Origin of the sequence: Saccharopolyspora endophytica, assembly GCF_018070075.1 — a bacterium.
Lineage (GTDB): Bacteria > Actinomycetota > Actinomycetes > Mycobacteriales > Pseudonocardiaceae > Saccharopolyspora > Saccharopolyspora endophytica.
On record NZ_JAGPXE010000014.1, the window covers coordinates 105,520 to 130,626 of the forward strand.

22 protein-coding genes and 1 riboswitch are annotated in these 25,107 nt (G+C 70.2%); of the genes, 7 read left to right on the forward strand and 15 right to left on the reverse strand.

What is annotated here, in order from left to right; translation table 11 throughout:
* The first annotated feature begins 113 nt into the window (after positions 1-113).
* Positions 114-2,384 (forward strand): 5-methyltetrahydropteroyltriglutamate--homocysteine S-methyltransferase, encoded by a 2,271-nt coding sequence (gene metE / locus KBO27_RS27260; RefSeq protein ID WP_210972713.1) that lies wholly within the window; start codon positions 114-116, stop codon positions 2,382-2,384.
* A 118-nt stretch (positions 2,385-2,502) separates the two neighbouring features.
* Here metE and KBO27_RS27265 read toward each other — a convergent pair whose 3' ends face one another.
* From KBO27_RS27265 to KBO27_RS27280, 4 genes are all read right to left on the reverse strand, one after another.
* The gene (locus KBO27_RS27265; protein ID WP_210972714.1) at positions 2,503-3,561 is read right to left on the reverse strand and encodes a ribonucleotide-diphosphate reductase subunit beta; all 1,059 of its coding nucleotides are present in this window, start codon (positions 3,559-3,561) and stop codon (positions 2,503-2,505) included.
* A 20-nt stretch (positions 3,562-3,581) separates the two neighbouring features.
* Positions 3,582-6,056 carry a ribonucleoside-diphosphate reductase subunit alpha gene (locus tag KBO27_RS27270; protein ID WP_210972715.1) on the reverse strand — a complete coding sequence of 825 codons (2,475 nt, stop codon included), beginning with the start codon at positions 6,054-6,056 and terminating at the stop codon, positions 3,582-3,584.
* A 47-nt stretch (positions 6,057-6,103) separates the two neighbouring features.
* Positions 6,104-6,325, reverse strand: a riboswitch (cobalamin riboswitch).
* A gap of 60 nt (positions 6,326-6,385) precedes the next feature.
* Positions 6,386-7,801, reverse strand: coding sequence for a rifampin monooxygenase (gene rox, locus KBO27_RS27275; protein WP_210972716.1), 1,416 nt, complete (start codon positions 7,799-7,801; stop codon positions 6,386-6,388).
* A 149-nt stretch (positions 7,802-7,950) separates the two neighbouring features.
* Positions 7,951-8,337: a VOC family protein gene (locus tag KBO27_RS27280; protein WP_210972717.1), complete on the reverse strand. Its 387-nt coding sequence runs from the start codon at positions 8,335-8,337 to the stop codon at positions 7,951-7,953.
* Positions 8,338-8,415: 78 nt separating this feature from the next.
* Between KBO27_RS27280 and KBO27_RS27285 the strand changes: the two genes are divergently transcribed.
* The gene (locus tag KBO27_RS27285) at positions 8,416-9,306 is read left to right on the forward strand and encodes a sigma-70 family RNA polymerase sigma factor (RefSeq protein WP_210972718.1); all 891 of its coding nucleotides are present in this window, start codon (positions 8,416-8,418) and stop codon (positions 9,304-9,306) included.
* A gap of 19 nt (positions 9,307-9,325) precedes the next feature.
* Here the strand turns inward: KBO27_RS27285 and KBO27_RS27290 are convergent, their stop codons facing one another.
* The 9 genes from KBO27_RS27290 to KBO27_RS27330 all read right to left on the reverse strand — a co-directional run bounded on the left by KBO27_RS27290 (position 9,326) and on the right by KBO27_RS27330 (position 16,680).
* Positions 9,326-9,835, reverse strand: coding sequence for an AAA family ATPase (locus tag KBO27_RS27290; RefSeq protein ID WP_210972719.1), 510 nt, complete (start codon positions 9,833-9,835; stop codon positions 9,326-9,328).
* Positions 9,832-10,266 carry a VOC family protein gene (locus tag KBO27_RS27295; protein ID WP_210972720.1) on the reverse strand — a complete coding sequence of 145 codons (435 nt, stop codon included), beginning with the start codon at positions 10,264-10,266 and terminating at the stop codon, positions 9,832-9,834. The genes KBO27_RS27290 and KBO27_RS27295 overlap by 4 nt, the downstream gene beginning before the upstream one ends.
* 149 nt (positions 10,267-10,415) lie before the next feature.
* Entirely contained in the window at positions 10,416-10,793 is a 378-nt protein-coding gene (locus KBO27_RS27300; RefSeq protein WP_210972721.1) for a hypothetical protein, read from the reverse strand.
* Between the two features lie 56 nt (positions 10,794-10,849).
* Positions 10,850-11,608, reverse strand: coding sequence for an SDR family NAD(P)-dependent oxidoreductase (locus KBO27_RS27305; protein WP_210972722.1), 759 nt, complete (start codon positions 11,606-11,608; stop codon positions 10,850-10,852).
* A 17-nt stretch (positions 11,609-11,625) separates the two neighbouring features.
* Positions 11,626-12,615 carry a transketolase family protein gene (locus KBO27_RS27310; RefSeq protein WP_210972723.1) on the reverse strand — a complete coding sequence of 330 codons (990 nt, stop codon included), beginning with the start codon at positions 12,613-12,615 and terminating at the stop codon, positions 11,626-11,628.
* A complete protein-coding gene (locus KBO27_RS27315) occupies positions 12,612-13,439 on the reverse strand; it encodes a transketolase (RefSeq protein WP_210972724.1) in 828 nt (275 codons plus the stop codon). The genes KBO27_RS27310 and KBO27_RS27315 overlap by 4 nt, the downstream gene beginning before the upstream one ends.
* Positions 13,432-14,772: an MFS transporter gene (locus KBO27_RS27320; RefSeq protein ID WP_210972725.1), complete on the reverse strand. Its 1,341-nt coding sequence runs from the start codon at positions 14,770-14,772 to the stop codon at positions 13,432-13,434. Before KBO27_RS27320 ends, KBO27_RS27315 begins: the two co-directional genes overlap by 8 nt.
* Positions 14,773-14,887: 115 nt before the next feature.
* Positions 14,888-15,511 carry a GntR family transcriptional regulator gene (locus KBO27_RS27325; protein WP_246538138.1) on the reverse strand — a complete coding sequence of 208 codons (624 nt, stop codon included), beginning with the start codon at positions 15,509-15,511 and terminating at the stop codon, positions 14,888-14,890.
* 215 nt (positions 15,512-15,726) lie between these two features.
* Positions 15,727-16,680, reverse strand: a complete 954-nt coding sequence (locus KBO27_RS27330) for an AraC family transcriptional regulator (protein ID WP_307870645.1) — start codon at positions 16,678-16,680, stop codon at positions 15,727-15,729.
* A gap of 246 nt (positions 16,681-16,926) precedes the next feature.
* Between KBO27_RS27330 and KBO27_RS27335 the strand changes: the two genes are divergently transcribed.
* Both KBO27_RS27335 and KBO27_RS27340 read left to right on the forward strand, forming a co-directional pair.
* Positions 16,927-18,147: a cytochrome P450 gene (locus tag KBO27_RS27335; protein WP_210972726.1), complete on the forward strand. Its 1,221-nt coding sequence runs from the start codon at positions 16,927-16,929 to the stop codon at positions 18,145-18,147.
* A complete protein-coding gene (locus KBO27_RS27340) occupies positions 18,147-19,184 on the forward strand; it encodes an NADH:ubiquinone reductase (Na(+)-transporting) subunit F (protein WP_246538139.1) in 1,038 nt (345 codons plus the stop codon). The genes KBO27_RS27335 and KBO27_RS27340 overlap by 1 nt, the downstream gene beginning before the upstream one ends.
* A gap of 41 nt (positions 19,185-19,225) precedes the next feature.
* Here KBO27_RS27340 and KBO27_RS27345 read toward each other — a convergent pair whose 3' ends face one another.
* Complete coding sequence (locus tag KBO27_RS27345) at positions 19,226-20,797, reverse strand: GMC oxidoreductase (RefSeq protein ID WP_210972727.1); 1,572 nt, start codon at positions 20,795-20,797, stop codon at positions 19,226-19,228.
* Between the two features lie 134 nt (positions 20,798-20,931).
* On the opposite strand from KBO27_RS27345, the gene KBO27_RS27350 reads away from it, so the two are divergent.
* Positions 20,932-21,465, forward strand: a complete 534-nt coding sequence (locus tag KBO27_RS27350; protein ID WP_307870646.1) for a TetR/AcrR family transcriptional regulator — start codon at positions 20,932-20,934, stop codon at positions 21,463-21,465.
* On the opposite strand, the gene KBO27_RS27355 is transcribed toward KBO27_RS27350, so the two are convergent.
* A complete protein-coding gene (locus KBO27_RS27355; protein WP_372448886.1) occupies positions 21,466-22,965 on the reverse strand; it encodes a helix-turn-helix domain-containing protein in 1,500 nt (499 codons plus the stop codon).
* 200 nt (positions 22,966-23,165) lie between these two features.
* Here KBO27_RS27355 and adh point away from each other — a divergent pair, with 200 nt between their 5' ends.
* Both adh and KBO27_RS27365 read left to right on the forward strand, forming a co-directional pair.
* Positions 23,166-24,689 (forward strand): aldehyde dehydrogenase, encoded by a 1,524-nt coding sequence (gene adh, locus KBO27_RS27360; RefSeq protein ID WP_210972728.1) that lies wholly within the window; start codon positions 23,166-23,168, stop codon positions 24,687-24,689.
* The gene (locus KBO27_RS27365) at positions 24,689-25,063 is read left to right on the forward strand and encodes a DUF779 domain-containing protein (protein ID WP_210972729.1); all 375 of its coding nucleotides are present in this window, start codon (positions 24,689-24,691) and stop codon (positions 25,061-25,063) included. The genes adh and KBO27_RS27365 overlap by 1 nt, the downstream gene beginning before the upstream one ends.
* Positions 25,064-25,107 lie beyond the last annotated feature (44 nt).

A 25,107-nucleotide genomic window follows, 5' to 3' on the forward strand; every position in this document is an offset into this window, starting at 1 on the left:
AGGTCTCGCGGGAGGACCTGGCGGACGATCAGCGGGCGACGTGCGTCCGCTGGTCGGCGCACGCCTGTCGCGAAGTCCTCGACCGACCACGTCGAGCTCGCGAGGAGAGAGCGTTGACCAGCAAGATCGGATCCACCGTACTCGGACATCCCCGGATCGGACCGAACCGGGAGCTCAAGCGCGCCCTGGAGTCCTACTGGGCGGGCCGCAGCGGCGAGGCGGACCTGCGGGAGGTCGCGCGCCGGCTGCGGGAGGACACCTGGCGAGGTCTGGCCGAAGCCGGCCTCGACTCGGTGCCGGGCAACACGTTCTCCTACTACGACCACGTCCTGGACACCGCCGTCACCTTCGGCGCCGTCCCGCGCCGCTACGCCGAGCTGGGGCTCGGCGCGCTGGACACCTACTTCGCCATGGCGCGCGGCACCGAGGCCGTGCCGCCGCTGGAGATGACGAAGTGGTTCGACACCAACTACCACTACCTGGTCCCCGAAATCGGCCCGGACACGCGCTTCTCGCTCAGCGACCGCACCGCCGTCGAGCAGTTCCTCCAGGCGCGCGAGCTCGGGGTGGAGACCCGGCCGGTGCTGGTGGGGCCGCTGACGTTCCTGCTGCTGTCCAAACCGTCCGAAGAGGACTTCGACCCGCTGGACAAGCTCGCCGAGCTCACCGACGCCTACGAGCAGCTGCTCGGCGAACTCCACCGGGCCGGTGCCCGGTGGGTGCAGCTCGACGAGCCCGCGCTGGCCGCCGACCGCGCCCCGCAGGAGCTCGACGCGCTGCGCAACACCTACCGGCGCCTCGGCGACCTCGCCGAACGCCCCGCGATCCTCACCGCCTGCTACTTCGGCGATCCCGGTGACGCGCTCGGCGTGCTCGGCGCCGCGCCGATCGAGGGCCTCGCGCTGGACCTGGTCACCGATCCGTCCACTCAGGACCGAGTCGCGGCCACACCCGGGTTGCGCGACAAGGCCCTGGTCGCGGGAGTGATCGACGGCCGCAACATCTGGCGCGCCGATCTCGACCGGTGCATGACCACGGCCGCGACGTTGCTCGGCTCGGCCGCGGAGGTGGGTATCGGCACGTCGTGCTCGCTGCTGCACGTGCCCTACGACGTCGACGCCGAGACCACCCTCGATCCGCAGGTCAAGCCGTGGCTGTCGTTCGCCGCGCAGAAGGTCCGCGAGGTCGTCACCCTCGGCCGGGCGCTGCGCGAGGGCCGCGACGTCGTGGAGACCGAGCTCATCGAAGCGCGAGCGGCGGTGGCCGACCGGGTGCGCGCGGAACGGGTGCGCGACAACCGCGTTCGCGCGCGGCTCGACTCGCTGCGACCGCAGGACTCCCGTCGCACCGACTACGCGAAGCGGCGGGAAGCGCAGCAGAAGTCGCTCCGCCTGCCACCGCTGCCGACCACCACGATCGGCTCGTTCCCGCAGACCACCGACGTCCGCAAGGCGCGGGCCGCGCTGCGCGCCGGGCGCATCGACGCCGCCACCTACCGGCAGCGGATGCGCGACGAGGTCGAGCGGGTCATCGCGCTGCAGGAGGACATCGGTCTGGACGTGCTGGTGCACGGCGAACCCGAGCGCAACGACATGGTGCAGTACTTCGCCGAGCAGCTCGACGGTTTCGCCGCCACCGACAACGGGTGGGTGCAGTCCTACGGCTCCCGGTGCGTGCGGCCACCGATCCTGTTCGGCGACGTGCGGCGACCGGAACCGATGACCGTCGAGTGGGCCGAGCACGCGCAGCGGCTCACCGAGAAGCCGGTCAAGGGGATGCTGACGGGTCCGGTCACGATGCTGGCGTGGTCGTTCGTCCGCGACGACCAGCCGCAGGCCGACACCGCCCGCCAGGTCGCGCTCGCCATCCGCGACGAGGTCCGCGACCTGGAGGCCGCCGGGATCCGCGTGGTGCAGGTCGACGAGCCCGCGCTGCGCGAGCTGCTGCCGCTGCGCGCCGAGCAGCGGCCGGCCTACCTGGAGTGGGCGGTGGAGTCGTTCCGCCTGGCCACCTCCGGGATCGCCGAGGCGACCCAGATCCACACCCACCTGTGCTACTCGGAGTTCGGCGACGTCATCGACGCGATCGTGGCCCTCGACGCCGATGTCACCAGCATCGAGGCGGCCCGCTCCCGCATGGAGGTCCTCGCCGACCTCAACGAGGTCGGTTTCGACCGGGGCGTGGGTCCGGGCGTCTACGACATCCACTCACCCCGGGTGCCCGCCGAGGAGGAGATGGGGGAGCTGCTGCGGGCCGCTCTCAAGGCCGTCCCGGCCGACCGGCTGTGGGTCAACCCGGACTGCGGTCTCAAGACCCGCGACTACCCGCAGGTCGAACCGGCCCTGCGCAACATGACCGGCGCAGCCCACCGCACCCGCCCCTGATCCAGCGGCTCCCCACCACCAGCGGCTCGTGCTGGTGATGATGGCACCGGGCCGTTCTGGTCCGAACCGTCCGCGATCGAAGTCCGGTCGGTTCGGACCAGAACGGGCCCCGGGTGCGTCAGTCCCAGGTGAGCGCCGCGCCCGACTGGTACTCCGTCACCCGGGTCTCGAAGAAGTTCTTCTCCTTCTTCAGGTCCATGGTCTCCGACATCCACGGGAACGGGTTGTCGGTCTCGGGGAAGACCGGCTCCAGGCCGAGCTGTGCGCAGCGGCGGTTGGTGATGAACCGCATGTACTGCTCGCACACCTCGGAGTTCAGCCCGAGCATCCCGCGGGGCATGGTGTCCCGGCCGTAGGCGTTCTCCAGCTCGCACGCCTCGCGGAGCATCGTGCGCGCCTCCTGCTGGAACTCAGCGGTCCACAGGTGCGGGTTCTCCAGCTTGATCTGATTGATGCAGTCGATGCCGAAGTTCAGGTGGATCGACTCGTCGCGCAGGATGTACTGGTACTGCTCGGCGATCCCGACCATCTTGTTCCGCCTGCCGAGCGACAGGATCTGCGCGAACCCGGTGTAGAACCACATGCCCTCGAAGATCACGTAGAACGCGATGAGGTCGCGCAGGAACGCCTGATCGGCTTCCGGCGTGCCGGTCGCGAACTCCGGGTTCTCCAGGTTCTGGGTGTAGCGCAGCGCCCACGCGTCCTTGTCGGCGATCGACGGGATCTCCCGGTAGGCGTTGAACAGCTCGCCCTCGTCGAGCCCGAGGCTCTCGCAGATGTACTGGAACGTGTGGGTGTGCACGGCCTCCTCGAACGCCTGCCGCAGCAGGTACTGCCGGCATTCCGGGTTGGTGAGGTGCCGGTAGACCGCGAGCACGATGTTGTTGGCCACCAAGGATTCCGCGGTCGCGAAGAACCCGAGGTTGCGCTTGAGCATGGTGCGCTCGTCCTCGGTGAGCCCGTCGCGGGACTTCCACAGCGCGATGTCGGCCTGCATCGACACCTCGGTGGGCATCCAGTGGTTGTTGCAGCCCGCGAGGTACTTGTCCCAGGCCCAGCCGTACTTCAGCGGCAGCAGCTGGTTGACGTCCGCCCGGGAGTTGATCATCGCCTTCTCGGAGACGTCGACCCGCCCGCCGTCGCGGTCGATGGTGCCGAGTCCGGTGGTGGTGCTCATGAGCTCCTTCTCCTGGGGGATCACTGGCAGGCCTCGCAATCGGGGTCCTCGACCGAGCAGGCGGCGGCGGGAACGGCGTTGAGCTTGCCGTCGGTGCCGCGCAGCGTGGACTTCTCCACGTGGGTCGCGCTGGACGAGCGCAGGTAGTAGGTCGTCTTGAGCCCCTTGCGCCAGGCCAGCCGGTAGAGCTCGTCGAGCTTGCGGCCGCTGGGCGTGGCCAGGTACAGGTTCAGCGACTGCGCCTGGTCGATCCACTTCTGCCTGCGGGCGGCGGCCTCGACCAGCCAGCGCGGCTCGATCTCGAACGCCGTGGCGTAGAGGGCTTTCAGCTCGTCCGGGACGCGGTCGATCGGTCCGAGCGACCCGTCGTAGAACTTCAGGTCCGCCACCATCGCCTCGTCCCACAGACCGGCGCGCTTGAGATCGGCCACCAGGTGCGGGTTGACGACGGTGAAGTCGCCGGACATGTTCGACTTGACGAACAAGTTGCGGTACAGCGGTTCGATGGACTGACCGACGCCGCAGATGTTGGCGATGGTCGCCGTCGGCGCGATGGCCATCACGTTGGAGTTGCGCATGCCGCTGCCGCGCACGCGCTCCCGCAGCGACGACCAGTCCAGCGTCGAGCTCCGGTCCAGGTCCGCGCTCCCGCGCGCTTCCCGCACGAACTCCTGGGAGTCGATCGGCAGGATTCCCCGGCTCCACAGCGAGCCCTCGAACGAGGCGTAGCGCCCGCGCTCCTCGGCGAGCCGGCTGGAGGAGTCGATGGCGTGGTAGCTGATCTCCTCCATGCTGCGGTCGGCGAACTCCACGGCGTCATCCGACGACATCGGGATCCGCAGCTTCAGCAGCGCGTCGGAGAAGCCCATCAGCCCCAGCCCCACCGGGCGGTGCCGGCTGTTGGAGCGCTCGGCCTCGGGGATCGTGTAGAAGTTGATGTCGATGACGTTGTCGAGCATCCGCACGGCCGTGCGCACGGTCGCGGCGAGCCGGTCGCGGTCCAGGCCGTCGGCGGTGACGTGCCGGGCGAGGTTCACCGACCCGAGGTTGCACACCGCGACCTCGTCGGCGGCGGTGTTCAGGGTGATCTCGGTGCACAGGTTCGACGAGTGCACCACGCCGGTGTGCTGCTGCGGCGAGCGCAGGTTGCACGGGTCCTTGAAGGTGATCCACGGGTGCCCGGTCTCGAACAGCATGGTCAGCATCCGCCGCCACAGCTCGACGGCCCGAACCCGCCGGGACACGCGGATCTCGCCGCGGTCGGCCGCCGCCTCGTAGTCGCGGTACCGCTCGGCGAAGGCCGCACCGTAGAGGTCGTGCAGGTCGGGTGTCTCATCCGGGGAGAACAGCGTCCAGGACTCGTCGGCCTCGACGCGGCGCAGGAACTCGTCGGGCACCCAGTTCGCGGTGTTCATGTCGTGGGTGCGCCGCCGGTCGTCGCCGGTGTTCTTGCGCAGGTCCAGGAACTCCTCGACATCGATGTGCCAGGTCTCCAGGTACGCGCACACCGCGCCCTTGCGCTTGCCTCCCTGGTTGACCGCCACCGCCGTGTCGTTGGCGATCTTCAGGAACGGCACCACGCCCTGCGACTCGCCGTTGGTGCCGTGGATGTGGGCGCCGATGCCGCGCACCGGGGTCCAGTCGTTGCCCAGCCCGCCGGAGTACTTGGCCAGCAGCGCGTTGTTGCGGTAGGAGCTGAAGATCGACTGGAGGTCGTCGTCCACAGTGGTCAGGAAGCACGAGGACAGCTGCGGGCGGGTCGTGCCGGAGTTGAACAGCGTCGGCGTCGAGCACATGAAGTCGAACGACGACAGCAGCCGGTAGAACTCGATGGCACGCGCCTCGCGGTCGTCCTCGCGCAGCGCCAGGCCCATCGCCACCCGCATGAAGAACGCCTGCGGCAGCTCGAAGCGGACGCCGTCGTGGTGCAGGAAGTACCGGTCGTAGAGGGTCTGCAGCCCCAGGAAGTCGAAGGCGAGATCGCGCTCGGCCTCCAGCGCCGCGCCCAGCCGGGACAGGTCGAAGCGGGCCAGCTCCGGGTCGAGCCGCCCCAGCTCGATGCCCCTCCGCACGTAGTCGGTGAAGTAGGAGGCGTAGCGGTCGCGCATCTGCTCCTGGTCGGTCTGCTGCGGCGCACCGGCCAGGTAGCTCAGCGCTTCGCCGCGCAGCTTGTCCAGCAGCAGTCGGGCGGTGACCAGGGAGTAGTTCGGCTCGGACTCCACCAGCGTGCGCGCCGACATGATCAGCGCCTCGCCGAGTTCGGCGTCGCCGATGCCGGGGTAGACGTTGCGCTCGACCTCGGTGAGCACCGCCGACGGGTCCACGTCGGCGAGTCCCGCGCAGGACTGCTCGACCACAGTGGACACGCGGCCGCCGGTGAGCGGAATGGGTTCGGACAGTGCGGTGTCGGTCACCGGGACTCTCTCCTCGCGAGCTCGGAAGGCATGCCCGGAACCGGCGGCAGCACGCGAGGACGCGACGGAAGCGAAGACCATCGCATGTCCGCGTGGACCCTCCCGCGAGGTCCCGGACGGCGCGCACGGGCGTGCGCGCGCCGATGGCAGGTCTTCGGACTCACGGGCGTCCGGTCTCGTCTGCAAGACCGGTCCTACTGGCCGTCGCTTCCCGGACGCGTGGCGTCCAGTGCGTGATGACGGCGGTCGTTCCCGTTCACCGCTGCGGGGCAGTCCCGGATTCGCACCGGGTTCCCTGTTGCCACACCGGACCCGCGCGGGCCCGGTGAACCACCAGCGAGCGACACTCTACATCTTGGGTCTGACTCGTCCACCGACACCAACATGGGCGTGTCGGCGGGAGAAATGAGTCACTTCCCGAACCACGTCGACAGGTGGGGGAGGAGGTCCTGCTGATCGTGTCCGACCCATGCCACGTGACCGTCCGGGCGCAGCAGGACGGCGGGCGCGTCGAGCTCGTCGCCGACGCCGACGTGATCGACCCGGTCGGCCCAGCCCTCGACCGAGAGCTCGCCGGTCCGGTCGAGCAGCAGTCCGCGCCCGGCTCGCATCAGCTCGTAGAGGCGACCCGGCCCGAGCTCGAGGTCGCGCATGCGCCTGCCGATCAGGTCGTGCTCCCCGCCGAAGTCGTAGCGCACGTCCAGCGCGATGATCTTCTCGGTCAGGTGCCGGTTGACCTCGTCGAAGTCCATCAGCTCCGACACCAACCGCCGCACCGCCCGCGCGCCCGGCTCAGTGGACATCAGCTGCATCTGCGCGCGCGTGTTGTCCAGGACGGCGGCGGCCACCGGGTGCCGTTCGTCCTGGTAGCTGTCGAGCAGATCGCCCGGTGCCCACCCTGCGATCTCCGCGGCGAGCTTCCAGCCGAGGTTGAACGCGTCCTGGAGACCGAGGTTGAGCCCCTGGCCGCCGACCGGCGGGTGGATGTGCGCGGCATCGCCCGCGAGCAGCACGCGGCCCGAGCGGTAGCGCTCGGCCTGCCGGGTCGCGTCGCCGATGCGCGCGAGGCGGCGAGGGGAGTGCGCGCCGAAGTCGGTGCCCGCGATCGCCTCCAGCCGGCCGGTGAGCTCGTCGAGGCTCGGCGGTGTCGAGCGGTCCTCGGCCACACCGTCCGCGGGCACCACGACCCGGGACCACTCGCCGTCGAGAGGGCCGACGCCGAACCGCTTCTGGGTCTTGCGGACCTCGTCGGTCACCGCGGCCATCGTCTCCGGCGACGCGGTCACCTTCACCTCGCCGAGCAGCGTGTCCACTCTGGACGGTTCGCCGGGGAACCCGATGCAGCACAGCTTGCGCACGGTGCTGCGACCGCCGTCGCACCCGACGAGGTAGCGCGCCCGCAGCCGCGAGCCGTCTGCGAGCTCGGCGGTCACCCCGTCCTCGTCCTGATCGAGCCCGACCAGCTCGCAGCCGCGTCGGACGTCAACTCCCAGCTCCGCGGCTCGCTCGGCCAGCAGCCGCTCGGTCGTGGTCTGCGGGATGCCCAGCACGTAGCCGTGCGCGGTGTCCAGCCGCTCGGGCGCGGGCTTGGAGATGGCGGCGAAGAACCCTCCGAGCGGGTACTTCGTCCCTTCGGCCAGGAACCGCTCCAGCATGTCCCGCTGGTCCAGGACCTCGATGCTGCGCACGTGCAGACCCAACGCGCGCACGAAGTCCGTGGGTTCTGCGGCCTTGTCCACCACGACCACGCCCACCCCGTGCAGCCGCAGCTCCGCCGCCAGCATCAGACCGGTCGGACCGGCACCGGCGACAACAACGTCGATCATCTTTCAACCCCCGGTCACACCGTGCCGCGAAGTCATCATCTTCGCAGCTCACGGCTTCAGGTCGGAGATTCTGCGGCATGCCCGGGGGCTTGCCGCAAGCCCCCGGGTGCGCTATACGTTGAGTACGGCGGGGAAACAGCGCCACTGCGTCACCGGGCTTGGAACAGCTCCACCACGTTGCCCGACGGATCGCGCAGCAGGACCTGCTGACCGCCCGGACCGCTGATGACGTCATTGCGGAAATCAACACCTTCGGCGCGCAGCCGATCCACCTCGGCGGCGAGGTCGTCGACGATGAGGTGGATGCGGTTCCAGCCGCCGGGCCCGGGGACCGCGCCGTCCGGCATCGCCCGGCCCGCCGAGCTGGTCGGACCGCTCAGCAGCAATCGGAGGTCACCCCTCGTGACGTCGGCGAACGCCGGCGCGAAGTCGTTGCGGACGGTGAAGCCGAGATGGCGCGCGTAGAAGTCGACGGCCTTGTCGACGTCATCGACCATGTACCTGACGCTGACGAAACCACTGGCGTTGTCGGCCATGGTCTCCTCCTTCGTGGTCACATCCTGCGGATCGGTGGGTTCACAGTGATGAGCCCGGCCGGAGGGACGGTGTGACAGGTGGCGGAAGACGATCGGCTCGCTCAGCGGTTCGAGCAGCAGCGAGGGCAGCTGCGCGCGGTGGCCTACCGGATGCTCGGATCCGTGACCGACGCCGAGGACGCGGTGCAGAACGCCTGGCTGCGCCTCAGCCGAGCCGAGCCCGACGAGATCGCCAACCTCGGTGGCTGGCTGACCACGGTCGTCGCTCGCGAAGCGCTGCACCTGCTGCGGTCGCGCCGGCGCCGCCGCGAGGAGCTCGTCGACACCGACGCCACCCCGCTGCCGGATCCCGTGGTCTCCGCGGTCGAGGGCGAGGACCCGGAGCAGCGGGCGCTGATCGCCGACTCGGTCAGCCTCGCGCTGCTCGTGGTGCTGGAGTCGCTCAGCCCGGCCGAGCGGTTGGCCTTCGTGCTGCACGACATGTTCGACCTGCCCTTCGAGGAGGTCGCGCGACTGGTGGACCGCACCCCGGTGGCGGCCCGGCAGCTCGCGAGTCGCGCGCGGCGACGCGTCCGCGGCGCCGCGCCACCGACTCCCGACCAGGACATCGGCAGGCAGCGCGCGATCGTGGACGCGTTCTTCACCGCCGCGAACGCCGGCGACTTCAACGCGCTGGTGCGGTTGCTCGCCCCGGACGTCATCTTCCGCGCCGACTACGGCGGTGAGAGGCCGCCCGCGGTGTACCGAGGGGCGGAGACGATCGCCCGGCAGTCCCGGGCGAGTCGCGGCGCGGAAATTCACCCGGTGCTCGTCAACGGCCTGCCCGGCGTGGTCACCGCCCGGTCCGGCCGCCCGGTGTCGGTCATGGCGTTCACCGTGGTGGACGGCCGCATCGCGGAGATCGACGGCATCCGCGACACCGACCGGGTGAAGCGACTGACAGCAGGAGTCGTCCGGTTCGGCGAATGACCAACCGAACCTGCAACCGCTAGAACGCCTCTCGCTGAATTCGCCCCACGATCTCATCCAGGGTGAGCGTCTCGGAGACAGTGCGTTCGTCGATCAGGTCGAGCCGACCCGCCTGGTCGAACCACTCGCTCATCTCCGCGGCCCCGAACTCCGCGGATTGCGGTCGCGTCGCGTGCCGCCGCAAGGTCTCCGACCAGCTGATGTCGAAGTAGTAGAAGGAGCTCCGGCCCGCGTGGTCGTCGCGGAGGGAACGCAGCATCGCCCCGTAGCGGGCGGCCGACAGGATTCCTTCGAGGATCACGTGGAATCCGCGATCCAGCGCGAACCGCACGGTGTTCGAGATCAACTCGATGTTCGCCCCACCAGGCCGATCGCGCTCGCGCAGCAGGATCCGGCGCAGGTAGTCCTGCTCCACCAAGGCCACGCCGCGCCCTGCTCGCCGACGCAATTCCCGCGCCGCAGAGGACTTCCCAGCACCGGAAGGCCCGCGAAGAACGATCAGCCGAGTGCCGTGGTCACCGGTTCTCATGGGCGCGGACCGGGGCCCACGCAGAACTCGTTGCCCTCCGGATCCGCCATGACCACGTGGTGTCCTTCCGCTGTGTCCAAGACGGTGGCCCCCGCAGCTAGCAGGCGGTCGGCTTCGGCCCGGACCCTCGCCCACCTCTCGTCGTCGGTGCCGTGCCCGGGGACCCGGATGTCGAGGTGCAGGCGGTTCTTCGCCGTCTTGGGTTCGGGCACCTTCAGGATCGACAGACGCGGACCGGTGCCGTCGGGCGACCGGAGCCATGCGCCGTCATCGTCGGAGCCCTCGGGTTCGCCGAAGCTGGCGAGCCACTCCGCTCGGGTCGCGAACGGTGCGGGCGGTGGTTCGTCGACGTAGCCCAGCGCGGTCTTGTAGAACGCGGCCAGGACCGCGGCGTTGGCGCAGTCGAGCGTCAGGTCGAAACCGATGTCCATGCCGGGACCGTACCGGCGATGTCCGACATCTCAGCTGCGCTCGGCCGAGTCCGCGTCGCAGCGGAGTCAGGGCGGTGCCGCGTCGAGCCGCGTCTCGGGCCTTCTTCGAAGTCCTCGCCTGGCAAGGAGAACCGGGTGGGACGGGTGAGTTACCGGGCGCTGCGGAAGTTGTCTGCTGGGACGCGGAGGGTTTCTCCGGTGGTGGCGGTGATCTCGACGGCGTCGGGGAGCCAGGTGACCTCGCGGAGGGCCGGGGGTTCGGAGCCGAAGGCGAGTGCGACGGGGTAGTAGTAGGACGCGGCGTCGGGGCCCAGGCGGAGTTCGTAGCGGGTGTCGGTGACCGTGCGGATCTTCATCAGGTAGAGGTCGCTGGACCACCGCGCGCCCGAGTGCTCGTAGGTCACGCCGGCGTCCCCGGAGGTCTCGCGGTGCAGCACCTGAGTGCGCAGCGTGATCGACGGACCCACGAGGAGGATCGCGGCCAGCAGCGCGGCCGACACGGCGACGATCGAGAACGTCCTGCGCACCGGCGGGAGTATGCCAGCGGTGGGGCCCGCGCCGACGCGCGGACCCCACCGGCCGGTCAGTGGATGTGCGAGCCGCCGTTGATGTCGTAGGTGACACCGGTGAGGTAGCCCGATTCCGGTCGGCACAGGAACGCGACGACGTCGGCGACGTCGGAAACCCGACCGGCGCGGCGAGTCGGGATGTCGGCGATCATCGCGGCCTTGCGCTCCGGGTCGAGCTTGCCCGCCGTGATGTCGGTGTCGATCAGGCCCGGGGCCACCGAGTTCACCGTGACACCCGACGGGCCCAGTTCGCGGGCCAGCGCGCGGGAGAACCCGAGCAGCCCGGCCTTGGCCGCCGAGTAGGCGACACCGCCGAAGACCCCGCCGCCGCGCTCCGCCGACACCGACGAGAGGTTCACGACGCGTCCGAAGCCCCGCTCGGCCATGCCACCGACGACCCGCTTGGTCATCAGGTAGCTGCCCCGGACGTTGACCTCGAAGACGTGGTCCCACTCCTCGTCGGAGACCTCCAGGAACGGGACGGGGGAGGTGATTCCGGCGTTGTTGACCAGCGCGCCGATCTCCGGCAGTTCCGACTCGACGACGGACACGGCGGCGTCCACGGCAACCTTGTCGGTCACGTCGCAGCCCGCGCTGACCGCGGCCACGCCGTGCGCCTCGGCGACGGCGTTGGCGGTGTCCTTCGCGCTGGCCTCGTCGAGGTCGAGGACGGCGATGTTCCAGCCCTGCCCGGCCAGCGCGTGCGCGATGCCCTGCCCGATGCCGCGGCGCGAACCGGCTCCGGTGACGATGGCTGTGCGGTTGTCGGTCATGCGATCTCCTTGGTGGGTCAGCCGAGCTCGGTGAGCACGCGCTCGCGGATCTGCGGCACCGAGAGCCCGTAGCGGTCGTGCAGCGTGGGCAGCGCGCCCGCGGCCAGGAACTCGTCGGGCAGGCCGATCGGCACGATGCGCTCGCCCACCCCGGCGAAGGCCAGGCAGGACGCCACGGACTCGGCCAGACCCCCGACGACCGTGTGGTTCTCCAACGTCACCACCAGCCGGTCCCGTCCGACGGCGGCCAGGATCGCCTGCCGGTCGAGGGGTTTGATGGTCGGCACGTGCAGCACGGCCACGTCGACGTGATCAGTGGCGAGCTCGGCGGCGGCCGACAGTGCGCGCATCGTCATCAGCCCGCTGGAGATCATCAGCACGTCCCGCCCGGTGCGCAGCTCAGCGGCCTTTCCCAGCTGGAAGCGGTAGTCGTACTCGTCGAGCACCGTCGGCACCGCGCCGCGCAGCAGCCGCAGGTAGGTGGGGCCGGGGGAATCGGCCAGCTGCGGCACCGCCTGCTCGATGTCCACCGAGTCGCACGGGTCCACGATGGTCAGCCCCGGGACGCCGCGCAGGATCGCGACGTCCTCGGTGGCCTGGTGGCTCGGTCCGTAACCGGTGGTCAGCCCCGGAAGTCCGCCGATGACGTTGACGTTGAGCCCCGGCTCGGCGATGTCCAGGCACAGGAAGTCGTAGGCGCGCCGGGTCGCGAACACCGAGTAGGTCGAGGCGAAGGGAGTCAGTCCGACCTCGGCCATTCCCGCGGCCGCCGCCAGCAGCGACTGCTCGGCCATGCCCATCTGGAAGAACCGCTCCGGGTGGGCGTCGCGGAAGACGTGCATGTCGGTGTACTTGGCGAGATCCGCTGAGAGCCCCACGACGTCCTGGCGCTGCTCGGCGAGTCCGGCGAGCGCGTGCCCGAACGGGGCCTTGGTGGTCTTCTGGCCCTCGTCGGCGAACGAGGCGATCATCGCCGACGTGGTGGCCTTCTTGGTCGCGGTCGTCATGCGCCGGCCTCCTGCAGGTGGTCGCGTGCCAGTTGCCACTCGTGCGGTTCGACCCGCATGAAGTGCGCCTTCTCCCTGGTTTCCAAGAACGGGACGCCTCGGCCGACCCGGGTGTCGCAGATCAGCACCGACGGCGAACCCCGGTGCTCGCGCAGCTCGTCCAGCGCTGCGACCAGGGCGTCGATGTCGTTGCCGTCGACGCGGACGGCGTTCCAGCCGAAGGACTCCCACTTGGCCTGGATCGGCTCGGTGCGCAGCACGTCGACCGTCGGGCCGTCGGCCTGCAGCGCGTTGACGTCGACGAGGACGATCAGGTTGTCCAACCCGTGGTGCGAGGCGGCCAGCGCCGCCTCCCAGGTGGAACCCTCGTCCAGCTCGCCGTCCGAGAGCAGGTTGTAGACCCGAGCCGGATTCCCCTTGTGGCGCAAGCCGATCGACATCCCGACGGCCACGCCGAGCCCGTGCCCGAGCGAGCCACCGGAGATCTCCACGCCGGGCGTGTAGCTGGCCATGGCCGACATCGGCAGCCGCGAGTCGTCGGCGGCGTAGGTCTGCAGCTCGTCGGTGTCGATCACCCCGGCCTCGGCCAGCGCCGCGTACAGCGCGATCGCGTAGTGGCCGATGGACAGCAGGAACCGGTCGCGGTCCTCCCACTCCGGATCGTCGGGCTGGAACCGCAGCTGGTCGGAGTACATCACCGCCAGCACGTCGGCGACCCCGAGCGCCTGGGCGATGTAGCCCTGGCCCTGGAGTTCGCCCATGTCCAGGGCGTTCTTGCGGATGCGGCGCGCCGACTCCGCGATCCTGCGCGTTCGATCAGACAACTGCTTCCTCCTTGCCGGTGGCGGCGCGCTCGACGGCCGCGACCTCCGCCTTCTGGACAGGGCCCCACGTCTCGCGGGTGAGCACCGCCGCGACCAGGCCCAGCACGCCGTAACCGCTGAACAGCAGCGCCGGTCCGAGCCAGCCGGCCTGCGCGTACAGGGCGGTGGCGATCATCGGCGTGAAACCCGAGACGACCGCGGAGATCTGGTAGGCCAGCGATGCCCCGGCGGTGCGGGTCTTGGTCTCGAACAGCTCCGAGAACCAGGCGCCCTGGACGCCTGCCAGCGAGTTCTGGCAGATCGCGTAGCTGATCACGAAGGCGATCACGATCAGCACCGCGGAGCCGGTGTTGGCCATCAAGAACATCGGCACGCCCCACGCCACGGCGGCCACGCATCCCAGCAGGTAGATCGGGCGCCTGCCGAAGACGTCCGAGAAGTGCCCCCACAGCGTGGTGGCCACGATGCCGATCCCCGCGGCGGTGGTCAGCGCCAGCAGGCTCAAAGACCCCGAGGTGGGCGAGGTGTCGAGCTCCAAGTAGGACAGCATGAACGTCACCGACACCGCGTAGCCCGCGGTCTCGACCACGCGCAGGCAGAACGTGCGCAGCACGTTGCGCCAGTCGTCGCGCAGCACCTCCAGGATCGGGTTGCGCGCGACCTCGCCGGAGTCCTTGAGCTCCTCGAACTCCGGCGACTCGTCGATCTTGAGGCGGATCAGGATGCCCACGACGATCAGCACCGCCGAGAGCAGGAACGGCACCCGCCACGTCAGCGTGCCGCCGAGTCCCGCGCTGAGCAGGAACGCCAGGTTCGCCAGCAGCAGGCCGACGGGGAACCCGGCCTGGGTGATGCCGGTGTAGAGACCTCGTTTGCGCCAGGGCGCGTGCTCGAAGGTCATCAGGATGGCGCCGCCCCACTCCGCGCCGAAGGCGAGGCCCTGCACGATGCGGACGGCCACCAGCAGCACCGGCGCCCAGATGCCGACCTGCTGGTAGGTGGGCAGGCAGCCGATGAGCACGGTGGCGATGCCCATCAGCAGCAGCGAGGACACCAGCACCGGCTTGCGGCCGATCCGGTCGCCCAGGTGACCTGCGATGATGCCGCCCAGCGGGCGCGCGGCGAAGCCGACGCCGAGGGTCGCGAAGGACATCAGCGAGGCCGACAGCGGGTCGGAGCCGGGGAAGAACGCGTCGCCGAAGTAGAGGGCGGCGGCCGTTCCGAATCCGATGAAGTCGTAGGTCTCGATGGTCGCGCCGACCCCGCAGCCGACGGCGACTCTGAACTTCTCCGGGCTGCCGTGCACCGACGCCCGGGATGGGGAGCTTGCCATCGCGATCCTCCTTGACCGGGTGGCTGAATGTTGAGTGTCAACATTCAATGTTGACAGTCATCATAAGTCCGGTCGGGGGCCTGTCAAGGACGGATCGTCCGTCCCGCGCTCGGGCTCAGCCCTTGCTGTTGAGCAGCGTGACGGCGGCCTGCATGTGCTCGCGGAGCACGCGCACGGCGGTGTCGGCGTCGCCGCGTTCAACGGCCTCGACTATCGGCCGGTGGTGGTCGGCGGACATCGGGAAGCGCCGGTTCTCGGTGGACGCGCTCATCACGACCACCCGGATCGGGCCCTCCAGGTGCCGCCAGGTGTCGAGCAGGATCGAGTTGCCCGACAGCTCGCACAGCTGGGCGTGGAAGGCGAGGTCGGCTTCCAGCTGCTCGCTGAGGTCGCCGGTGGCCGCTTCGAGCTTGTCCAGCGCCGAGTGCAGCTCGCCGACCACCTGCGCCAGCCGGTCGGACTCGACGATCTCGGCGACCGCCTGACCCTCCAGCGCGCAGCGGACCCGGAACAGCTCGTCGATCTCGTTCGCCGACAGGCTGCGCACCCGCAGCATGCCGCGCACCCCGGGCGTGACCAGGCCTTCCTGCTGGAGATGGCGCAGCGCCTCGCGGACCGTGCCGCGGCTGATCGACAGCTGCGAGGCGATCTCGACCTCGCCGAGGTGATCACCCGGCCCGTACCGCCCGGTCAGAATCGCCTCGCGCAGCGCCACCAGCGCGCGCTCCCGCAGAGTCAAGCGATCCAAACTGCGCAAACCCTCGTCCACCACGCCCGAATGATAGCCCGATGTCGACAGTCAACCGGCGAGCAGTCGGGTCTGACGCTCAGATCCCCCGCGCGACGCGCGTACGCCCCCCGCCGAGCTCTCACCCAGGAGGGCGAGAATTCCAATTTCGCGCGAAATTGGAGTGCGATACCTGGCGCTCGAATTTCGCGCGAAATTCGAAGGGGCTAGCCCTGCAGCGTGGTGGACGGGGTGCAGCCGTACTTGTCGCGGTAGGCGGCGGCGAAGCGCCCGGTGTTGGTGAAGTTCCAGCGCGCCGCCACCTCGGCGACCGTGGACGTGCTCGCCGCCATCAGGTCCTCGTGGGCTCGGGCGAGCCGGATGTCGCGCAGGCACGCCGACGGCGTCGCGCCCACGTACTCCTGGAACCCCTCCTGCAGGCGGCGGACGCTGACACCGGCGATCTCGGCCATCTCGGCGGCCGTCCACGCGTGCGCGGGGTCCTCGCGCAGCCGGTCCAGGACGCGGTTGACGATGCGCGGCCGGGCGGGTGCACAGCTGCGCCGGTCGGGGTGCATGGCCAGGAGGAATCCCGTCATGATCGTGCTCGACAGCTGCCGCTTGAGGACGTCGTCGCACAGCATCGCGTTGGTCTCGCCCAGATCCGCCGTGAGGTTGCGGACGAAGTGCAGCCAGCCGCGGGTGGCCGCGCTGCGCCGGTCGATCTGCGCGGGCAGGTCCAGTCCGCCGCGCAGCGGAGAGGCCAGCACTCGGTCGGCCTCGCGTTCCAGGCAGGCGCGGTCGAACTTGACCCCGACGACGGTGCACTCCGACGACCAGCGGGTGATCGGGGTGGCGCGGTTGGGCGGGAAGATCGTCCCGGTGCCCTCGCCGGAAATCACCTGGTCGCGGCCGTGCCGGGACTCCAGGCGACCGGCCAGCGGCATGTTGACCTCGTAGGCGTCGGGATAGGCGCACTCGATCGCCACGTCCACGCCCCAACCGATCCGGCCGACGGTCACCGGGCCCAGGTCCACGGTGTGCATCGCCAGGTCGAGCCGGTCGGTGGTCGACAGCGGGCGCAGCTCGTGCGGGAAGTAGGCGCCGGTGACGGCGCGGATCGCCTCGCTCCAGTCGCGCGTCGCCGCCCGGTGGACGGCCTCCTCCGACGTTCCGGTCACCCTCTCGCCCCCTCGTCCTTGAGCCGGCTTGCCAGGGATTAAACCGCCCGGGAACGCGATGGTTAAGCGCTCGGAGCGGGTGAATCCCGATTTCGTCGCGCAATCCGTCCCGGCACCGCGCCCAGCGGCTCGACCGCTCCCGCCGATCCGTGGTGTTTTTCCTGCTGACACCGCCCGGACGGCGATCCCGGACCCGCTGCGGAAGGAACCGATCTCCCGAACTGCGAGCGCGCAGGAGGAATTGCGATGACGATGACCACGCCGAGCTGGATCGCGGACGTGACGATGGAGCAGCTGGAGCGCGACCCGTACCCGTTCTACGAGCGGCTTCGCGCCGAAGCTCCGCTGGCCTACGTCCCGGCGCTGGGCTGCTGGGTGGCTTCCACCAAGGAGATGTGCAAGCGGATCGCGGGCACCGACGACAGCGACTTCGAGGGCGTCATCGCCCCGGCCGGCCGGCGCACCTTCGGCGACCCGGCGGTGCTGGACGCCAACGGCGCCGAGCACGACGACCTGCGCGCCATGGTCGACCCGGGGCTGCAGCCCAGCGAGGTGGACCGCTACGTCGACGGCCTGGCCCGGCCGATCGCCCGCCGCTACCTGGAGGCGTTCGAGAACGACGGCGAGGCGGACCTGGTGTCGCAGTTCTGCGAGCCGGTCAGCGTGCGCAGCCTCGGCGACCTGATGGGCCTGCGGTCGGTGAGCTCGGACAAGCTGCGCGAGTGGTTCCGCAAGCTCAGCGTGTCGTTCACCAACGCCGGTGTCGACGAGAACGGCGACTGGGCCAACCCGGACGGCTTCACGCCCGGTGACGAGGCCAAGGCCGAGATCCGCGCGGTGGTGGACCCGCTGCTGGACGCCTGGACCGTCGAGCCCGACGACAGCGCGCTGTCGCACTGGCTGCACGACGGCATGCCACCCGGCCAGGTCCGCGACCGCGAGATCATCTACCCGAACCTCTTCGTGTTCCTGCTCGGTGCGATGCAGGAACCGGGGCACGCCATGGCCTCCACCATCGCGGGCCTGTTCACCCGCCCCGGCCAGCTGGAACGCGTCATCGACGATCCGTCGCTGGTGCGCAGGGCGATCACCGAGGGCGTGCGCTGGACCTCGCCGATCTGGTCGGCGGTGGCGCGGCGCAACCACCGGGACATGACCATCGACGGCATCGAGCTGCCCTCCGGTTCGGTGGTGATGATGTCCTACGGTTCGGCCAACCACGACGAGAACGACTACGCCTCGCCCGCGGTGTTCGACCTGGACCGCACGCCGGTGCCGAACCTGGCCTTCGGCGCGGGCAAGCACGCCTGCGCGGGAACGTACTTCGCGACCGAGGTCGTGCGCATCGCGCTGGAGGAGCTGTTCGAGGCCATCCCGAACCTGGAGCCCGACACCGATCACGAGGTGGACTTCTGGGGCTGGGGCTTCCGCGGCCCGATCGAGCTGCACGCCGTGTGGGAGGTGTGATGGCCGCGCCCGAGATGGCCCACGAGGTCCGCATCGATCCGCTGGGCCGGTCGACGACATGCCCTGCGGGGCAGTCGATCCTGGAGTCCTGCCTGCGCGATGACATCTGGTTGCCGCACTCCTGCACGCAGGGGACCTGCGGCAGCTGCAAGGTGAAGGTGCTCTCCGGCGAGGTCGACCACCGCGAATCCTCGGAGTACACGCTCACCCCGGCCGAACGGGAGTCCGGGATCGCCCTGGGTTGCCAGGCCACACCGATGTCCGGGCTGGTGCTGGAGCCCGTCGAGCAGGTCGACCCCGACGACGGGGTGCCGCGCCACCCGCTGCGCGACCACACCGGGACCGCGGTGGTGCTCGACGACATCGCCCGGGACGTCCGGCGGCTGGTCGTCGAGCTCGACGAACCGATGGCCTTCAACCCCGGGCAGTACGCCGAGATCCGCGTGCCGGGAACCGAGGTGGCGCGGCAGTACTCGATGGCCAACCCGCCGTCGGAGACCTCGCGCCTGGAGTTCCACGTCCGGCGCACTCCCGGCGGGATCGCCACCGACGGCTGGATGTTCGCAGGCCTGGCGGTGGGGGAGCGCGTCGAGCTCAAGGGGCCGCTCGGGGACTTCGGAATGCCCGTGGCGCAGGAGGAACCGGCGATCCTCATCGCCGGGGGCACCGGGCTGGCGCCGCTGAAGTCGATCGTGCGGCACGCGCTCGCGCACGACCTAGCCCCGGAACTGCACCTCTACCACGGCGGCCGGAGCAGGCAGGACCTCTACGACGTCGAGTTCTTCGAGGACCTGGCGCGCGAGCACCCGAACTTCGGGTACCGGCCGTGTCTGTCCGAAGAGGACTGGGAGGGTGCGACCGGGCTCGTGACCGACGTGGTGCTGGCGGACTTCCGGTCCTGCCGGGGACTCAGCGCCTACCTGTGCGGTCCGCCGGGGATGGTCGAGGCGGGGGTCAAGGCGCTCAAGCGACGGCGGATGGCTCCTCGCAAGATCCACCGGGAGGAGTTCCTCGACGCCTCGCACGCCCCGAGGTGAGAGCTCGCCCCGCGCCACCTCGGTGGCGCGGGGCGAGATCGCTAGAAGACGACGCCGGCGTCTTGGGTGAGGAGTTCGTCGGTGGCGCGTTCGGCCACGGCCGCGATGGTCATCGAGGGGTTGCAGGCTGCGGTGTTGCCCGGCATGAGGGCGCCGTCGAGGACGTAGAGCCCGCGGTGGCCGTGCACCCGGCCGGCGAGGTCGCAGACCACGTTCATCGACGCGCCGCCCAGCGGGTGCCAGGTGTTGGGCACCAGCGAGGTGGTGTCGAGCCGGACCGAGCCGTTGCCCGCGACCGCGGCGACGCGCTCGTCGATGCGCTCGGCCAGCACCGAATCCGCCTGCGACGGCCAGTCCAGCACGGCGTCGTCCTTGGCCGAGTCGTAGACGAAGCGGCCTCGTCCGGAGCTGACGCCGTAGCCGACCAGCATCGTGGTGCGCAGGTCCGGCATCGGCGGCAGCGACGCCTGGATGACCGTGTTGGCCAGCGTCGGGTCGTCCCACTCCTTGCTGCCGTAGACCACGGGGCCGCCCTGCGGCGCGCCGAAGTCGTCGGTGAAGTTGGTCCAGGTGTAGATGCGGTCGCCGTTGGAACCCCAGTTGGAGCCGAGACCGTCGGGCATGTCCGGGATCTGGTCCTTGGCGGCGGCGCGCATCAGCAACCGGGTGGTGCCGGCCGTGCCCGCCGCCATCACCAGCGCACCGGTGGTGATGATCTTCTGCTCCAGCACGGTGCCGTCGGTGGCGATGCGGTCGACGTGGACCTGCCAGCGGCCGTCGCGGGTCTTGGCGACGTCGGTGACGTTGTGCTGCTCGGCGACGGTGACCTTGCCGGTGGCCTCGGCCTGGGCGATGTAGGTGACGTCGACGGAGTGCTTGCCGCCGTTGTTGACGCCGAACGCGCAATCACCGTTGGTGTAGGAGGGTTTCATCTCGCCGCGGAGCTCGCGCAGCGCGTAGTCCCAGTCGATCGGCATCGGGATCTTCTCCACCGAGAAGCCGGCCCGCTCGACGTTGCGGGCGAAGATCCGCGAGGCGGCGTAGGTCTCGCTGTTGATCAGCTCGTCCGGGGCGGTGGCGATCCCCAGCATCTCGGCGACCCGCCGGTAGTGGACGCGGTCCATCCGGGCGTAGTCGAGCCGCTCGGGCATGTTGGCGTTGAAGACCTCTTCGGTCGGCTGCAGCGTCATGCCCTGGTAGAGCAGGGATCCGCCGCCGACCCCGGCCGCGCACATGATGTCCATGCCGTTGCCGGTCACGCGCTCCAGCAGACCGGTGTAGCGCTCGAACGGCGGCGGGGAGATCCCGAACAGCGACGGTCCCGAACCCAGCCAGAAGAACCGCTTGTCCGGTGCGGCCAGAGTGGGGAAGGTGTCGGCGTTCGGGCCGGTCGGCCAGCGCTTGCCCCGTTCCAGCACGAGCACCGGGACCCCGGCCTGGGCGAACCGCAGCGCCGTCACGCCACCGCCGAACCCGGATCCGATGACGACCACCCGGTGCTCCTCGCGGGTGAGGGGCACGCGGCCGGCGGCGTTCGCGTACGGGCCCAGCAGGGACAGGCCTGTCGCCGCGGCGGTTCCGGCGAGCAGGGTGCGGCGGCTGAGTTCGGGCATGCGGTACCTCCACGGCAGGCGTCGTCGTCGACTGAGCCGGGAGCTTATGGAGCCGAAACGAGACATTGAACTGGTCGACGATCTCACTACTGGCTAGTAAGTTAGGTCCCCGTGCGGTCTGTCGGAGGTGAGCGGTGCTGAGCTCTCGCCGTACCGACGCGCGCCGCAACCGCGAGGCCATCCTGCGCACCGCCGATGAGGCCTTCGCCGAGGACGTCGACCTGGTGCCGCTGTCGGAGATCGCCCGCCGCTCCGGACTGGGCCGCGCCACCGTCTACCGGCACTTCTCCGACCGCTACGCGCTCGGGATCGCGGTGGCCGAGAGCAAGCTGCACCTCCTGCGCGAGCTCGTCGCCGAGTGCGACTTCATCGAGGTGCTGGAGGAGCTGTTCGAGGAGCAGATCTCGCGGCGCCCGCTGGTGCGGCTGTTCCGCGAGCTCCCGCCCGCCGATCAGCGCCGGTACGCCGGTCAGCTGGTCGCGATCCTGGCCCCGGGGCTGCGCGAGGCGCAGGAGGCCGGTGTCATCCGCAGCGACGTCGGCCCGGACGACCTGGCCCTGATCTGCGAGATGGTCGAAGGCGCGCTGTCCTCGCACCTGCCGGCCCCAGGAGGCGTGGAGTCGGTCCAGCGGGTCGTGGAGGTCATGCTCGGTGGTCTGCGGGCCTGATCAGGGCTCGCCGGCGAGGACCTGCTGCATTCGGGCGGTGACCAGTGGTCGGCGGGAGTCGTGGTGGGGGAGTCGGTGCGCGAGCTGGCCCAGGATCTCCAGGTCGTCGGTCGGGTGGTCGCGGAACAGCGCCCACAGCGCCGCCACGTCCCCGCGGTCGAGGACGGCGTTGCGCAGCGAGGCGAACAGCTCCTCCCGCTCGTCGCGGATCGCGGGCGCCTCGCTGGCCTCCAGCAGCGGTCCCCGGTAGGTCTCCGAGGCGGTGCGGATGTCGCCGTCGTGCAGCGCGCGGCGCACGGTGAGGAAGTCCGCGTCGACCGCCGCCTGCAAGCGGTAGGGCTTGGTGGCGATGACGTGCTCGCCCAGGTGCGTGCGCAGCCGGTGGATCTCCGCGCGAGCGGTCACCGGGTTGCCGCGCTCGCCGTAGAGCTGGAACGCCAGCCGGTCGGCGGTCAGGCCGGCCGGACGCATCGCCAGCAGCGTCAGGATCTCCGCGTGCCGCAACGACAGCGGGACCTCGCGCCCGTCGAGCACCGCGCGCGGGCCTGCGGAGTTCAGGAACGACAACGACAGCACGGGACGCGGACGGGTTCGCGCCGCCGACGAACCGGGCAGCCGCAGCAGGTATCCCTCGGCGAGCCGCTCCAGCACCGCTTCGCGGCCGTCGGCGAGCGTGACCCGGCCGTCGGTGACGTCGACGCGCTCGGGCAGCAACGACGCGCCCGGTTCCACCGCCAGCACCCGCCCGGTGCGGGTCAGCAGCGCGCCCGCCTCGCCCCGCAGCGCTCGCAGGTGCGGCATGTTGCGGGCCCGGAGCTGCTCGTCGCGCGCGGCCATCCGCGCGCGCAGGTGGCTCTCGGCCAGCTGCGCGGCGGCGCTGACCAGCGACACCATCGCCGGGTGCACGGTGCGCAGCGGCCCGCTGATGTCCACCGATCCCAGCACGTCACCGGTGTCGGGGTCGTGGATGGGGCTCGCCGCGCAGGTCCAGTCGTGGTAGGTGCGCACCAGGTGCTCGGCGGAGTAGATCTGCACCGGTTTTCCCACCGCCAGGGTGGTTCCCATCGCGTTGGTGCCGATGGCCTCCTCGGCCCACCGGGTTCCCTCGCTCAGCCGCACCCGGTCGGCGCGGTGCTGGACCTCGGAGTTGCCCTCGCGCCAGAGGATCAGCCCGTCCCGGTCGGTCACGATCATCACGTGCATCGCCTCGTCGGCGACGTCGAGCACGGTCTGCCGCAGCACGGGAATCGCTGCGGCTAGGGGATGTTCGGTGCGCATGTCGCGGACCTCGTCGCGCTCGCAGACCACCGGTGCCTCGCAGGAGTCGGGGTCGATCTCGGCGGCCAGCGAACGCTGCCAGGACTCCGAGACCAGCGTCCGCGGTGAGCGGGGCGCGCGGTCGCCGCGCAGCACCGCGTCCCACACGCGCCCCAGCAGCGATGCGTACTCCAGCGGGTCGGCCAGCATCGTCGCGGTGGTGGGATCCTCCTCGGTGCGCACCCTGCCTCCAGTCCCGACGTCGGCGTCGACGCGTGAGTGGTCATGATGACCACGCGCCGACGCCGGGGACAAGAGCGCCACCCGCCACCAGGACCAAAACCGTCCGTTCGGTCAGGCACCCGGTCGTTGCAACCTCGTTGCAACGTGAGGCGCGACACGATTCCGCGCGACAACGGAAGTTCTCGTGCAGGAGGCAACGCATGACCAAGTACGCAGCGCCGGGTACGCAGGGCAGCGTCGTGGCCTACGAATCCCGCTACGACCACTACATCGGCGGTGAGTACGTGGCCCCGGCCAAGGGCGGGTACTTCGCGAACCCGACGCCGGTGACCGGTGCGGACTTCACCGAGATCGCTCGGGGCACCGCCGACGACGTCGAGCGCGCGCTGGACGCCGCGCACGGCGCGGCCCCGGCCTGGGGTCGCACCTCGGTCGCCGAGCGGGCCACCGTGCTCAACCGGATCGCCGACCGCATGGAGGCGAACCTGGAGCGGCTGGCCGTCGCCGAGAGCTGGGAGAACGGCAAGCCGGTCCGCGAGACCCTGGCCGCCGACATCCCGCTGGCCATCGACCACTTCCGCTACTTCGCCGGAGCGATCCGCGCGCAGGAGGGCAGCCTCGGCGAGGTCGACGACGACACGGTGGCCTACCACTTCCACGAACCGCTGGGCGTGGTCGGCCAGATCATCCCGTGGAACTTCCCGATCCTGATGGCCGTCTGGAAGCTGGCTCCCGCGCTGGCCGCGGGCAACGCCGTGGTGCTCAAGCCGGCCGAGCAGACCCCGGCCTCGATCCACGTGCTGGTCGACATCATCGGCGACCTGCTGCCCGCGGGCGTGCTCAACGTGGTCAACGGCTTCGGCGTGGAGGCGGGCAAGCCGCTGGCCTCCAGCAACCGGATCGGCAAGATCGCCTTCACCGGTGAGACCACCACCGGGCGGCTGATCATGCAGTACGCCAGCGAGAACATCATCCCGGTGACCCTGGAGCTGGGCGGCAAGAGCCCGAACATCTTCTTCGACGACGTGGCCGCGGCCAACGACGCCTTCTACGACAAGGCGCTCGAAGGGTTCACGATGTTCGCGCTCAACCAGGGCGAGGTGTGCACCTGCCCGTCGCGGGCGCTGATCCAGAGCGGCATCTACGAGAAGTTCCTCGGCGAGGCCGTGGAGCGCACCAAGGCGGTCAAGCAGGGCAACCCGCTGGACACCGAGACCATGATCGGCGCGCAGGCCAGCAACGACCAGCTGGAGAAGATCCTGTCGTACTTCGACATCGGCAAGCAGGAGGGCGCCAAGGTCCTCACCGGTGGTGAGCGGGCCGACCTCGGCGGTGAGCTCTCCGGCGGCTACTACGTGCAGCCGACGGTGTTCGAGGGCCACAACAAGATGCGGATCTTCCAGGAGGAGATCTTCGGGCCCGTCGTCTCGGTCGCCCGCTTCGACGACTACGCCGACGCGATCAAGACCGCCAACGACACCCTCTACGGCCTGGGTGCCGGGGTGTGGTCGCGCGACACCAACACCGCCTACCGCGCGGGTCGGGAGATCCAGGCCGGCCGGGTGTGGGTGAACAACTACCACGCCTACCCGGCGCACGCGGCCTTTGGCGGCTACAAGCAGTCGGGCATCGGCCGCGAGAACCACAAGATGATGCTGGAGCACTACCAGCAGACCAAGAACCTGCTGGTCAGCTACTCGCCGGACAAGCTGGGCTTCTTCTGATGGAGCCCGCCAGGGTCGCCGTGACACCGGAGGCGGCGCAGTTGCTGCGCCGCCTCCGGGCCGACCACGGTCCGCTGATGTTCCACCAGTCCGGCGGGTGCTGCGACGGCAGCGCCCCGATGTGCTACCCGGCGGGGGAGTTCCGCACCGGCGGTTCGGACGTGCACCTCGGAGACCTGGAGGTGGACGGGGAAGCGATCCCGGTGTGGATGTCGGCGGCGCAGCACGAGTACTGGAAGCACACGCACCTGACCATCGGCGTCGTGCGCGGCCGGGGCAGCGGGTTCTCGCTGGAGGCCCCCGAGGGGGTCCGGTTCCTGATCCGCTCCCGGCTGCTCACCGACGACGAGCTGGAGGCGTTCGGCCTCGCCTGATCGGCGGCGTCGTTCGAAGGGGGGCGATGACGGGGCCCGCCCCA